The 12,473-nt window shown below is 67.8% G+C and carries 8 protein-coding genes, 3 tRNA genes and 1 pseudogene; 6 read left to right on the top strand and 6 right to left on the bottom strand.

What is annotated here, in order from left to right; genetic code table 11:
* Positions 1-40: 40 nt before the first annotated feature.
* Complete coding sequence (locus BOO71_RS03685) at positions 41-2,065, top strand: hypothetical protein (protein ID WP_075830626.1); 2,025 nt, start codon at positions 41-43, stop codon at positions 2,063-2,065.
* Between the two features lie 82 nt (positions 2,066-2,147).
* Here BOO71_RS03685 and BOO71_RS03680 read toward each other — a convergent pair whose 3' ends face one another.
* Positions 2,148-2,369 (bottom strand): hypothetical protein, encoded by a 222-nt coding sequence (locus BOO71_RS03680; RefSeq protein ID WP_075830625.1) that lies wholly within the window; start codon positions 2,367-2,369, stop codon positions 2,148-2,150.
* Between the two features lie 178 nt (positions 2,370-2,547).
* On the opposite strand from BOO71_RS03680, the gene BOO71_RS03675 reads away from it, so the two are divergent.
* Positions 2,548-5,943 carry an ATP-binding protein gene (locus BOO71_RS03675; protein ID WP_075830624.1) on the top strand — a complete coding sequence of 1,132 codons (3,396 nt, stop codon included), beginning with the start codon at positions 2,548-2,550 and terminating at the stop codon, positions 5,941-5,943.
* A gap of 92 nt (positions 5,944-6,035) precedes the next feature.
* On the opposite strand, the gene BOO71_RS03670 is transcribed toward BOO71_RS03675, so the two are convergent.
* Positions 6,036-6,398 (bottom strand): hypothetical protein, encoded by a 363-nt coding sequence (locus BOO71_RS03670; protein ID WP_139322722.1) that lies wholly within the window; start codon positions 6,396-6,398, stop codon positions 6,036-6,038.
* A gap of 281 nt (positions 6,399-6,679) precedes the next feature.
* Between BOO71_RS03670 and BOO71_RS03665 the strand changes: the two genes are divergently transcribed.
* The 3 genes from BOO71_RS03665 to BOO71_RS03655 all read left to right on the top strand — a co-directional run bounded on the left by BOO71_RS03665 (position 6,680) and on the right by BOO71_RS03655 (position 8,918).
* A complete protein-coding gene (locus BOO71_RS03665) occupies positions 6,680-7,846 on the top strand; it encodes an AAA family ATPase (RefSeq protein ID WP_303046710.1) in 1,167 nt (388 codons plus the stop codon).
* A gap of 146 nt (positions 7,847-7,992) precedes the next feature.
* Positions 7,993-8,451 (top strand): antitoxin Xre/MbcA/ParS toxin-binding domain-containing protein, encoded by a 459-nt coding sequence (locus BOO71_RS03660; protein ID WP_175607347.1) that lies wholly within the window; start codon positions 7,993-7,995, stop codon positions 8,449-8,451.
* Positions 8,448-8,918 carry an RES family NAD+ phosphorylase gene (locus tag BOO71_RS03655; protein ID WP_075830620.1) on the top strand — a complete coding sequence of 157 codons (471 nt, stop codon included), beginning with the start codon at positions 8,448-8,450 and terminating at the stop codon, positions 8,916-8,918. Before BOO71_RS03660 ends, BOO71_RS03655 begins: the two co-directional genes overlap by 4 nt.
* A 495-nt stretch (positions 8,919-9,413) precedes the next feature.
* Here BOO71_RS03655 and BOO71_RS03650 read toward each other — a convergent pair whose 3' ends face one another.
* The 4 genes from BOO71_RS03650 to BOO71_RS03635 form a co-directional block, all read right to left on the bottom strand.
* Positions 9,414-11,642 (bottom strand): hypothetical protein, encoded by a 2,229-nt coding sequence (locus BOO71_RS03650; RefSeq protein WP_139322721.1) that lies wholly within the window; start codon positions 11,640-11,642, stop codon positions 9,414-9,416.
* A gap of 305 nt (positions 11,643-11,947) precedes the next feature.
* A tRNA-Arg gene (locus BOO71_RS03645) sits at positions 11,948-12,024 on the bottom strand.
* Positions 12,025-12,078: 54 nt separating this feature from the next.
* A tRNA-Gly gene (locus tag BOO71_RS03640) sits at positions 12,079-12,152 on the bottom strand.
* Positions 12,153-12,185: 33 nt separating this feature from the next.
* A tRNA-Pro gene (locus BOO71_RS03635) sits at positions 12,186-12,262 on the bottom strand.
* An 85-nt stretch (positions 12,263-12,347) separates the two neighbouring features.
* Here BOO71_RS03635 and BOO71_RS28635 point away from each other — a divergent pair.
* Positions 12,348-12,473, top strand: a pseudogene (locus tag BOO71_RS28635) (4-hydroxybenzoate octaprenyltransferase); the annotation flags it as partial.

Here is a 12,473-nt window from a genome sequence, read left to right as displayed (position 1 = left end):
CTCTGATTCATCTGGTTCAGAGGCCCGCACGAGGAGCGCTATGAAAAACCACATTCACCCACAACCGCGCCGCGCCCACGCGCCGATCAGACCGCCGCATCTGCTGGCCGTGTCCCTGCTGCTGCTGGGCCTGAGCAACCCTCTGTCTGTCAGCGCCCAGAACACGCCCCAGACCGGACCAGTCCAGCAAGGCGTTGCCCCCGATCCGGCCAAGACCGGCGTGGCGGCCCTGCCCCAGCCCGGCGGCGCGCTGCTGCGCTGGACCCTGCCCGGTGACGTGCTGCCCGACACCTACCGCATCACCCGTGAGGGTGGCGGCACCACCGTCAGCCGCGATCTGCCCGGCATCGTCCCGAAAGCCGACGCGATTAAGAACGGCTGGGTCACAGCGCAGCAATACGACTTCCTGAAGGCCAAGTTCGCCACACCGGTCAGCGATCCCTTCGAGAAGCTGGGCCTGCAACTGCAAACGCTCGCCAGTCCGGGCATCGCCCGGACCCTCAACCTGCTGGTCACCGAAACGGGCCTCAAGGACGGCACCCGCTACAGCTACCGTGTGGTGGCGCTGCGCGGCGGCAAGGAAACGCCCGTGGGCACGGCCACCGTCACGCCCGGCCAGCCCCCCGCCGTCCCCGCCCCTGGCAAGCTCAGCGCCGTGCCGGAACGCACCCGCGTCACGGTGGCGTGGCAGCGGGCGGGCGGACAGGTCATGGCCTACCGCGTCTACCGCGCCGAGGGGGGCGCCGCGCCGCTCCTGCTGCAACCCTCGCCGTACTTTCCGACGGTGGACCCCGCCCAGCCGGGCCGCGTGAGCTTCAAGGACGACGCGCTGCCCCTGAAACCCAAGACCAAATACAGCTATCAGGTGGCGGCGCTGGACCTGTTCGGACGCGAGAGCGCCCGAACGGCGGTGCTGGTGGCCGACACCGGCGACGCCGAACCCTTCCCGCGCGCCAGCCTGACTGAACCCACCATCACCTTTGGCGCAGATGGGCGCGGCAACGTGAAGTTGAACTGGAACGCGGTCCAGGATGCGCGCATCCTGGGTCTGATGGTCTACCGGGGCAGTTCACCCGAGACCCTGAAACCGCTGGCCGAGGTGGCGGCGGGGGCCAGCACGTATACCGACACCAGTACCGAGGAAGCCAGAAGCTACGTGTACGGTCTGGGCTACAAACTGGCCGCCGGTCCCACCGGGCCGCTGAGCATCCGGGGCGCGCAACCCCTGAATCCGGCCCTGCCCGCACCGCCCAAAGGACTGAGTGCCAAGCTGGAGGATGCCAACACCCTGACCCTGAGCTGGCAGCCTGCATCGGGCAAACCCATCGGTTATCTGGTGGTGCGCGGCGCGAGCGCCGACACCCCCAGCGATCAACTGGTGACGGTCACGCCCCGGCCCATTGCCGCCACCACGCTGAAACTGCGACTGGACGCCTCGCCGGGTACCGGCATGAGCTTCCGGGTGATCACGGTCAGCGCCTCGGGCGTCAGCGGCAAACCCGGCGAGGCGGTGGCGGTGGTCACGCCCCGCGTCGGCGGGGACGCGCCCACCTTGACGGGCGTGGAAGCGCAGAACAGCGCCCTGAAGGTGACCTGGGCCTACGCGGGCGTGGCCCCGGCACAGATCGAAGTCTTCCGCCAGAACCCGCAGGGCGATCTGGTGCTGGTGGCCCGGCTGCCCGGCGCAACCACGGCGTTTACAGACCGCAATGTGCAGGCTCCCTTCGCCTACGCCTATCTGGTGGCTGCACTGGACGCACAGGGCAAGCGCAGCGATCCTTCCAACGTGGGCGGGGCCACGCCGCTGAACATCACGGCCACCCCACTGGTGCAGGGCCTGAGCGTCAGTGCGGGCGGCGGCGGCGCGGTATTGCGCTGGACGGCGGACAAGGGCGCGGCGTCCTACACGGTCTACCGCACGCGTGGAGGGAGACAGGAGCGCCTGAGCATCGTGACTGCGCCCAGCTACACCGACGCGCAGGCCAAAACGGGCGACGTGTACCGCGTCGTCCCCATAGAAAGCAGCGGCATTCAGGGCCAGGAGGCGAGTGTGACGTTCAAATAAGTTTAGAGAGAAGGGGGAGGCGTCGGACATGATTGCTCCGACGCCTCCCCCTTTTGCTGCCCTGCCATATCGCCCACACGGTTTACCGCAGTCCGCCCCCGGACCCCGGAGGCGGCGCGGCCAGATCGCGCTCGATGTAATCGAAGGCCAGCAGCAGACTGGAAAACTGGTGGGCGGGACCGTCCGGGCCGGCGCTCACCCAGACCGTCAGATGGTCCGTCCCACTGGAAACGCTCAGGGAATAGTGTGTATTTGAACGGAATTGCTCAGACGGGGTGTCCCCAGTACCGTCGGCCTTGGACATGTACCACCTCTGGAACAGAGGGTAACGGCGCGGGCGTGGCAAGAGCGTGACAAGCTGACCCACAAGACAGTCCGGGTGCATACTGTAACCAGCCATTCTATTGAACAGGCCCCGTCTGGGAGTCGGTCCGCCACCTTCTGTCCATCACCCAACTGTCCATCACCCAAGAGGTTTTTGAATGCTGGAGCTGACCCTGCTGGGCACGCCGCGCGTCGCCGTGGACGGACAGGCCGTCAAACTCGCCACCCACAAGAGCCTGCTGCTGCTGGCGCGGGTGGGGCTGGAGGGCCGGGCGACGCGCGCCGAGCTGGCCGCGCTGCTGTGGCCCGCCTCGCCGCTGCCCACCGCCCGCCAGAACCTGCGCGTCGAGCTGTACCGGCTGGGCCGTACGGCTGCCGGGCCGTATCTGTTGCTGGAGGGGGGCGCGGTGGAGCAGGCCGGGCAGTGGCGCACCGACGCCCTGGACCCCGCCCATGACCTGAACCTGGCAGAGTTGCTGCCCGGCGAGGTGGCCGACGACGCGCTGGGGGACTGGACCCAGGCGGTGCGGGAGACCCGCCGGGCAGCGCAGCGCTCCCGTCTGCTGGGCACGCTGCGCCGCCAGGAAGCCGGGGGCGACCTGGGGGGCGCGGCCACGGCGGCGCAGGCCATCGCGGCCCTTGATCCACTGGACGAGGCCGCCCAGGCCCAGTGGCTCCGGCTGCTGGCGCAGGGCAACGAGCCGGAGGCGGCGCACGCCGCGTACCACGCCTACGCCTCCAGACTGCGCCGCGAGCTGGACGCCGAACCGGGGCCGGACGTGCGGCGCTGGGGCGAAAGCGCAGGCCCGACCCCGGCCCAGACTGCTGCGCGGACGTTACGGGCACCCATGATTGGCCGCGAGGCGCTGTGGCGGGACCTGCGCAGCAGCGCCCTGCCCACGCTGCTGCTGGGTGAGCCGGGCGTGGGCAAATCCCGGCTCGCAGGCGAGTTCAGCGCCCAGCACCGCCCGCGCCTGATCGTGCGGGGGCTGGCCGAGGCCCGCTGGTGGCTGCTGGGCGCGGTATCGGCGGCGCTGCGGAGCCTGTGGGAACGGGACCGTCTGACCCCACTGGGTCCTGGCGACGCCGCGCTGCTGTCGCGGCTGATTCCAGAGCTGAGTACAGAGCCTGTCCCGCCCGGTGCCTCCCTGCCCGCTTCATCAATCACTGGGGCCAGCCCGGAGCAGCGGCAGGCGCTGTTCGCCGCACTGTCGCGGGCGCTGCTGCCGGGGCTGCGGCGCGGCATGCTGGTGCTTGAGGACCTGCACGATTTCGATGACCTCAGTCTGGAGGCCGCCGGGTACGTGCTGGCCGAGGTCTCGCGCCTGCCGCCCGACCAGCGCCCCCACGTCCTGCTCACCGCCCGCCCGCCAGAACTGGCCGCGCACCCGGCGGCCTCGGCGCTGGTCAGCAGCCTGGAGGGGCGCGGCGAACTGCGGCGGCTGACTGTAGGCCGCCTGCAAGAAACCGACGTGCTGGTGCTGGTGCGGACGCTGGGACGCACGGCGGGCGGTACGCGCTTTGCTGCGCGGCTGCACGCGGCCACGGCGGGCAATCCGCTGTTTCTCCTCGAAACCCTGCGGCACCTGCGTGAGCGCGGCGACCTGACCGACGACGCCGGGGGCCAGTGGCAGACCCGCCATGACGAGCAGACCGAGTTCTACGCCGAGCTGAGCCTGCCCGGGACGGTCCTGAGCGCCGTGCAGGCGCGGGTGCGGGCGCTAGGAGACGGTGCGCGGCGGGTGCTGGAGGCGCTGGCGGTGCTGTCCGGCCCCGCCCCGCTGGACACCCTGGAGGCGCTGACCGGGCTGGACGCCTGGGCCTTGACGGCGGCCATCGGCGCGGCCCGCGACGCCTCGCTGCTGGTGCCCCGTGCGGGCGGCTACACCCTGGCCCACGATCTGTACCGCCTGGGGACACTGGCGGGCCTGACGCCCGAGCGCAGTCAGCTCCTGCACCGGCAGGCCGCCGTGACGCTGGCCGCTGCGGCGGCCCCGGCGCGTCAGGTGGCCGAACACTGGCTGGGGGCCGGGCAGCCCCAGCAGGCGGGCGAGTGGCTGCTGCGCGCGGCAGGGGAAGCCGAGGCAATTGCCGCCCACGGGGAAGGACTGGGCTTTTTAGATGAGGCGCTGGCGCTGGAGATCAGCCCGCACACCCAGGCGCGGGTTCATGCGCTGGCCTTCCAGATGCACCTGGGTCTGGGCAACGCCGTGCCGGCTCAGCCTCACCTGGACGCCCTGCGGCGGCTGGCCGACCAACTGCGGGACGGGGCACTGGAACGCGAGGCCGAGGTGCTGCTCGCCGCGCTGAGACTTCAGGAAAGCGAGTTCCAGCAGGTGATCGAGATCACGGACCGGCTGCTGGGTGACCCGTTGCCTGGGCCACTGGCTGCCCAGATGCACCTGAGCCGGGGACACGCCCTGATCCGTGTGGCACGTTTCGAGGAGGCCGAAACGCATCTGCAAGAGGTCCTGCGTTCCGGCACGGTGCAGCGTACCCGATGGAGCTTCCGGGTACATTTCACGCTGGCCCAGCTCTATTTTCCGCAGGGCCGTTTCGCAGAGGCCGAACACCATGCAGGCAAGGCTGAGAAGGTGGCGCGCGTGCTGGGCGATCCCCAGACCATCGCGCAGGGGCTACTGATCCGGGGCGTGGCAGCCATTGCCCACAGCAAACCCGCCGAGGCCGTGCCTCTGTTACAAGAGGCCCAGCAGATTGCCCGGCTCCATGGCCCATATAACGTGGCCGACATGATCACGCTGAATCTGGGCACAGCCCTGATGAATTCCGGCCACCGTCAAGAGGCCCGTGAAGCCTTCAAAATTGCTGCCGACAGCGAATATCTTCAGCCGGAAATACGCGAGGCGGCGGCGTGGAACCTGGGGTCAGTCAGCCGGATGACGGGCGAACTTGGGGAGGCGCTGACCTCCTGCGAGCAGGCGCTGGCAAGCGCCCAGAAGCGCGGGATGCTCAACGCCGTCCTGCGTCGCCGGGCGATGCTGGCCGACTTCCGGCTGCACTGCGGCCATCCGGTACAGGCAGACGAACTTGCGAACCTGCGCGCAGAGGTCACGCGGCTCGGCCTGGGCGAGCTGGATCATTTTCTGCAGGTGGTGGCCCTGCGCCGGGCGCTGCTGTGCGGCACTGTGGCCGAGGTGGAAGCACAGGCCTGCGCCCTGGAGGCCATTTCTGGCCCCGCAGACGAGCAGGAGGCCCGTACCCTGCTGCTGGCCGAGGCCTGCCTGCGTGCCAGTGACCCCACTGGAGCGGCCCGCTGGGTCTCGCAGGCTCCGCCCGGTGCCTGGCGCTGCCGCCTGAATCTGCGGCTGCTGCGGGAACAGTTGCTGGAAAGCGGCACCGACGCGCTGGCCGAGGCGAGGTGCTGGCTGGCGGCCCTGGAGACCGCTGCCCTGGAAGGCGCGTTCCTGGCCGCCGAACTGGCGCGCGGCGGACAGGCAGAAGATGTTCAGGAAGCCCACAGGCGCACGGAACTGCTGCTGGGCAGTCTGGAAGGCCGCCCCGAACGCCTGGGTCTGGCGCGTTTGCTGGCGTGAAATCGCCTGGCCGGATATCCGCCAGAGGAAGGGGCGGCTTGCGGGATCCTGAAGGACGGAAAGGTCCAGACGGGTGACGCCGGGCCAGATATTCAGCCCGCGTCACCCGGCGTCTTTTGTGCGCTGAACAGGTGGGCCATGGCCGCCGTCATCGCCGGGATTTCCGCGTCGGTCAGCTCGGGAAACTGCTTGCGCTGTTTGTCAGGCAGGCGGCCCCCCTGCTGCACGAAGGACCGGGTGAGGTTGCGCGCCATGCGGTCCGGCAGGTCGACCACCCCGGTCACGGCGGCGTATACGTCATCGTCCGTGATACACAACAGCTCCTCCAGGAGACCGCGCTCGACGGTCTCCTGCACGCGGGCGTACAGGGACTCGGCGAAGGCCGTCGCGTCGAAGGCGCGGTACAGCCCGAGCGTCTCGCCCATCTTTTGTCGGTCGCTGGATGGGCTGGGCATCCTGGCTCGGTGATCAGTGCACCAGACCGGTTATACGGATTCCGTTTGTTTCGTGCAGGAATCGGAACAGCGCCGATCCCTCCACTCCACGCCCGGAATCCGTTTTTCTCCTGCTCGCTTCGCTCGGATTACGGGTGTTTTCAACACCCTCTAATCGGAGTCCGTATTAATCGTCAGGAGAACCATACTTTTCCGGTGACCGGGAGGCGATCCGGGCTTGAGACGCGGCAGGCCCTCGCCTGCACGGTGACCATAAGGAAGGGGCAGGGTGTCAGGCCCACTTGCGGCGCGCCGATTCAGCGCGCCCGCGCGCAGTAAACTCAGGCGCCGCTCCGGGTCGGTCCAGCGGACCGGGAGCCTCAAGGAGAACCCTGAACCTCGACCACATCCCCACCATCGACCACGACGGTCTCAAGGACCTGCTGATCAGCATGGGCACCGAACAGACCCTGATGGTCTGGGGGCCACCGGGCATCGGCAAGAGCGAGATCGTCGCGCAGTTCGGCTCCGAACTCGGCATGCCGGTTTCCGTCCTGCTCGGCTCTCAGATGAGTCCCGAGGACCTCGCCGTGCCGCTGATCGACCCGCAGACCTACACCACCCGGATGTGTCCGCCGGATACCTTGATGCGCCCGGAAGCGTCTGTCATCTTTATCGACGAACTCAACGGGGCCGAACCCGACGTGATGCGCGCCTTTTTCCCGCTGATCAACGAGCGCCGCGTCGGCTCGCACTTCTTTCCCCAGGGCAGTGTGGTGGTCTGCGCCGGCAACCCCACCGCCCACAACTCGGTGGCCCGCCCAGTTCCCGCGCCGCTGATGAACCGCATGTACCACGTGCAGCTCAAGGTCAGCAGCACCAGAGGCTGGCTTACCTGGGCCGGCGCGAACGGCGTCCATCCGCTGATCACCGACTTCATCGGCGAGACCGGGCTGCGCAGCCTGATCGGGCCGCCGGGCGACGACGACCAGCTCTCGACCACGCCGCGCGGCTGGGCCATCGCGTCCAGAGCGCTCTACGGCTGGAACGTAGACCGCATGGAAAACGCCGGCAGTCCCGCCCACGCCCGGCAGATGCAAGTAATCGTGCAGGGCGCCGTGGCCCGCAAGGAAGCCGAGGAGTTCGGCGCGTGGCTGACCCGCCGCGCCCAGGGCGTATCCCTGCAAGCGGTTCTGCGCGGCGAGCAGAAGCTGCCGGACCCGCTGGAGCACCGCGCGCTGGTGGCGCATCTCCTGGCGCTTCTCAGAAGCCGCCTGTCCAGCGAGCTACCCCGTCTGGAGGCCGACGCGCGTGGTGAGACCAGAACCCTGGCAGACCAGGCCACCTACCTGCTGACCACCCTGAGCCAGACTGCGCCGGAACTGGCCACCTCGCTGATCAGCGATCCTGGCATCCCGGCGTGGTTTCTCGAACGCCTGGGGCAGCGCCTGATCTCCGTCAGCAACTAGGGGGAAGGCCCCTTCTCTTCCAGACCACAAGCCATTCTTCTCAAGTCTGTGCAAAATGGAGGGCGTGTGCCCTCCATTTTGCGTATGATGGGGTCAGGAGGATCGACATGACCAGCACGCTGCCCAAGCCCACCGCATCCAACCCCATGGCACATACGTTCGCCGGCCTGCAAGTGGGGGCCGGAGGGCATGACGAGGTCTTCGAATACGTCACGGGCTTCGCTGCATCCAGCGCAGTCGCCATCGTCCTCGGTGGCGACGCGGGGGGCACGCTTGAGGGCGTCGGCGTGGGCGACGTGGCCCAGCGTCTGGCCGAGGTGTTCGGCGTCCGCAAGGCCGATGCGGCCCGCCTGCTGGGCGTCAGCGAAAGCACCGTCAGCCGGCAGAGCAGGCCCAGCGTGGACGTCCTCGACCGGACCCTCACTGCGAGCGAGGTGTTCGCCAGCGTCGCTGCGGTGCTGGGGCCGGACGGCGCCCGCATCTGGTTTCGTACCCCCAGCGCTGTCCTCGGCGGCCACGCTCCCCTCGATCTGCTCCCCACCCGGACCGGCGAGAAACAGGTTCAGAGCGTCGTCGAGGCGCTGCTGAACGGGGCCTTTCTTTGAAGATCTACCGCCTTGCCCACCGCCTCGCCCTGCTCAGAGACCCGCACCCGTTCGTGCCCACGCCCAGCCAGGCCTGCTGGAACAGTGCAGGTGTGCGGATGGCCTACACGTCGGAGCATCCCGCGCTGGTGGCGATGGAAATCCTGACCTACTGGCACAACTACCCCACCCTCAGTGGCTACCGGCTGTTCAGCATGACGCTTGAAGGCCAGAGTCTCGAACGCGTGCCGGACGACCTCGACATCCACGACTACGCGCAGACCCGGCCCTTCGGGGACGCCTGGGTGCAGCAGGCGCGCAGTCTGGCCCTGGCCGTTCCCAGCGTCGTCGTGCCGCTCAGCACCAACTACCTGATCAACCCCGCCCATCCCGAGTTCGCTGGCCTGACTTTCGAGGATCACGGCGAATTCGAATACGACGGCCGCGTGCAGCAACTGCTCGCCACGGCAGCCGAGCGGCCCGGATGACCTGCGGGTGCGGCGCGGGCCGCTTCCCCCAGAGACACCTTTGACCCGGCGGCTGTGGCCAGATGCTCTACTGCAACTGCGCGCAGTTCGCGAACTGGTGCGCGGCAGCGGAACCCAGACAGCTCTGGGATTCGGGAGCGTCTTCCTGATCACCGCCTCGCCACTGGCGGAGAAGAGGAACGAACCACCGACGAGCCGACCACCAACGATGGCGCGGCCCTGTTGCGGGGACTCACGCTCGCCCGCACTGGCCGGACGGAGAAGGCCGGCAAGGCTTTCGGGGCATATCTTTTCCAAGAGTGTGTGACAAAACTCTACCCCGGAGACACGTCTGATGGGAAAACGCCAGAACGGTATGGGCAGGCGGCGGGCTCCGTGAGAGGACCGGCGTCGGCGCCACGCGAGAAGACAGCAGAAGCAGGCGGGAAGGAGCAACCGCAAGCGCGCCGCTCTCAGGCATGGAGGGCGGCGCGCTGTTCAACTCAGAGGCGGTCTTCAGGGCTTGAACGCGTAGGCGTAGGGCACCAGCCCGCTGGCGTCCAGCGTCCGGACCCACAGCGTCCCGCCAGCCGACACCGCCGCCGACTCCCCGCTCCCGCTCGTAAAGATCGCCGGCGTGCGCGTCACCACCCGCAGGGCCAGCGGGTCATACAGGACCCACTCTTTCAGATACAGCTCACCGTCGACTTGACCAGTCTCCAGCCAGTGGCGCCCCAGGCGGTCCACGCCCAGCACCTTGAAGTCCCGCACCGGTTGACCGTCCACCACCACGTCGTAGCGGCTGACCTGGTCGGTGGCCGTGTCGAACGCGGCCAGTTGCCCGGGGGTGCTGCCTTCGAGCCACAGTTTGCTGCCGCGCGCAAAGCCGCGCAGATAACTGTTGACGCCGGGCACGCTCAGCGCGCGGCGCTTCAGCGTCTGGGCGTCGATGATCACCAGTTGCATCCCGCTCCCCGCAGAGGTGTATGCCCAGGCACGCTCGCCGTCCACGTCCATCAGGAAATCGTTCTCGCTGCCCGGCACAGTCGAGATCGTCCCGCTGTCTGGACCTCCCCCAGGCACGTAATCCAGCCGGCGGATCAGGTTGTACCGGTCCCAGCCACGGCCCTGGCTGTCGAACAGAACGCCGTACGAACTGCCCAAGCCGTCCGTGGGGTTGTTCTTGAGCTCCGCGCTGCCTGTCGCCGGATCAAAGCGCACCTGGGGGCTGCTCAGCAGCCAGATGCCGCCGTCGCGTCCGGTCCGCACAGACGTATCTGAGGCTGCGGACGTGGGGATGGAAAATGCCTGAGCGCTGCCGTCCGCCGCCTGGCGCACCATGCTCTGGCGGTCCCGGTACCACAGCCGTCCGGCGTCGTCGGTCGCGATCGAATACGGCTGCGTGCGCATCTTCACGGGCGCGGGCATCACCGTGATCAGCGCGCGGCGTCTCACCGTGACGCCGTCGTCCACCTGCTCGGCCACCACCGTCACCGGCCAGTTGCCCACAGGGACACCTGTGGAAACGTCCAGGGGAAACTGGACGGTGATCCCGGCTGGACCGCTGGCCTGCTGGGTCTGTGCGGGCAGCGTCAGCCCGGCAGGCAGCCCTTCGACGCTCACGCGCAGCTTGCCCCGGTATCCCCCCGGATAGACGGTCAGGCCCCACGGCGTCTTCAGACCGCGTGGGGCCACCACGGCGTCCGCTTCGATACTGAGCTGCGGCACCGGCACCTTCGCATTCTTGAGGACGAGCTGGCCCACCTCCACGCCGTTCGCCCTGAGGACCTGGATCACCAGATCACCGTCGAGGCCAGCCGCGTAGTCCTCGGCAGTGAGTGTCAGCACCGTGTCGAGGGCCTGACCACGCAGCGGCGCGCCCTGCGCAGCGTCCAACGCAGCATTCAGCCTGGGGCGGGCTGCTGCCCCAGAAATCCCAGTCCCGACGGACAGCTTGCCGACATTGTCTGGCAGCCTTACCGTCCCCGGCGAGACCGTCACCCCGTTGTAGGTGCGGAGCGTTACCTCGCCGCTGATCCCACCGTTCTGGAAGATTCTGACTGGAACCTTGACCGACTCGCCGCGCCTGAGCGTGATCGGCTCCGGGTTGACCGCGTAAATCGCCACCTCTTCCTTGCCCTTACGGAAGACCAGGGTGGAGGGCGAATCCGACTTGACCAGCCGCAGGGTGTTCTGCGCTGCGTCGAACTGACCGCTCAGTACGTTCCATCCGGCCCGCACCGGGGTGTCGAAGATGAACACCTCGCCGTCGGCGCACTCGGCGCGTCCCTTAAGCTGGCCTGCCCCTGACGCGTAGAGCCGAATCTGCGACGTGTTCCCTGGGCCATTTTCGAAGACCTGTCCCAGGTAGTCCACCTGCGACGAATACACCTGAAACACCGCGACGTCGTAACGGCCTGTGGCCCCCTCGAAACCGGGCGACAGCGCGCAGCCGTCGAGCAGGCTTGTCACGGCCTTGATCTCGGGCAGTTTCAGGTCCACCGCGCCGCCAGCAGGGACGGAGACCGGCGAGAATCCGAGTGCGTCCGGGTTGAAGAGCAACTCCACATCCAAAGCCGCCGAGGTGTAGGGCCAGGCGGCGAGCTTGCCGGTCAGGCGGTCCGCTGGCGGGGCGCCGACGGGCGGCGGAATGACCGAAGGTTTCTCGCCAGGAGGAGTAGAGCCGCCACCACAGGCGCTCAGGAGCGCCCCGGTGAGTACGAAAGAAAAGAGATGTCGTTTCACGGAGACCCGGAGTGTAGTGCCTCACGGGAGCCACATGAAAGCACCTCAAAGGGGGGTCAGCAGGCGGAGAGTGGGCGGCTCAGGAGCGGGCCGGGCGCGACACCCGTGGTGAGCGGCAGGGCAAAAACCGAACAGCCTTCAAGGGAGTTCAGCAGCCTGGAGCGGTTCGGATCTTCCCTGTCCAGTCGTCCCAACTGCACCCCACTTGAGGGGTCATTTCAGGGGGTAGAGGTACAGTAGAGGTAAGAAGGCGAGGAGACGCAAATTGCACGACTCCTCGCTTGCCGTCCAGGACGGTCTTTTTGTGGTGCACCCCAATGGACTCGAACCATTGACCGACCGCTTAGAAGGCGGTTGCTCTATCCAACTGAGCTAGGGGTGCCTATGCGTCCTCGAAAGGACGAAAGCTCCCGCAGGGGGAGCCTTGTATTGGGTGTGGAGCGAGATCACGGATTCGAACCGAGGCCAGAAGCTTGGAAGGCTGCTGTGCTACCACTACACCAATCTCGCCTGTGCGCGTGTCCGCTGGGAACGGGAAAATGATGGTCGAGGCGACTGGATTCGAACCAGCGACCCCTTGGTCCCAAACCAAGTGCGCTACCGAGCTGCGCTACGCCTCGACACTTCCACGCGCAGGCGGCACTATAGCAAATGTCAGGCCCATAATGTCCAGAGGTAAGCCAGCAGGCGTATGCTGCCCCCAGCATGAGTTTGGCCCCACGTCTGAAAACCTATCTGGATCTGGTGAAATTCGAACACACCGTGTTTGCTCTGCCCTTCGCGTATGCGGGGATGTTGCTGGCGAGCATGACGCAAAACGGCACCGGCTGG

This window comes from Deinococcus marmoris (assembly GCF_001949125.1).
GTDB classification, from domain to species: Bacteria; Deinococcota; Deinococci; order Deinococcales; family Deinococcaceae; genus Deinococcus; species Deinococcus marmoris_A.
This window is presented reverse-complemented; position numbering and strand designations above follow the sequence as displayed.

Excerpts from the sequence above, each read along its gene's own strand:
- BOO71_RS03685 (WP_075830626.1), top strand. The coding sequence starts at position 41 with ATGAAAAACCACATTCACCCACAACCGCGCCGCGCCCACGCGCCGATC.
- BOO71_RS03680 (WP_075830625.1), bottom strand. The coding sequence starts at position 2,369 with ATGTCCAAGGCCGACGGTACTGGGGACACCCCGTCTGAGCAATTCCGT.
- BOO71_RS03675 (WP_075830624.1), top strand. The coding sequence starts at position 2,548 with ATGCTGGAGCTGACCCTGCTGGGCACGCCGCGCGTCGCCGTGGACGGA.
- BOO71_RS03670 (WP_139322722.1), bottom strand. The coding sequence starts at position 6,398 with ATGCCCAGCCCATCCAGCGACCGACAAAAGATGGGCGAGACGCTCGGG.
- BOO71_RS03660 (WP_175607347.1), top strand. The coding sequence starts at position 7,993 with ATGGCACATACGTTCGCCGGCCTGCAAGTGGGGGCCGGAGGGCATGAC.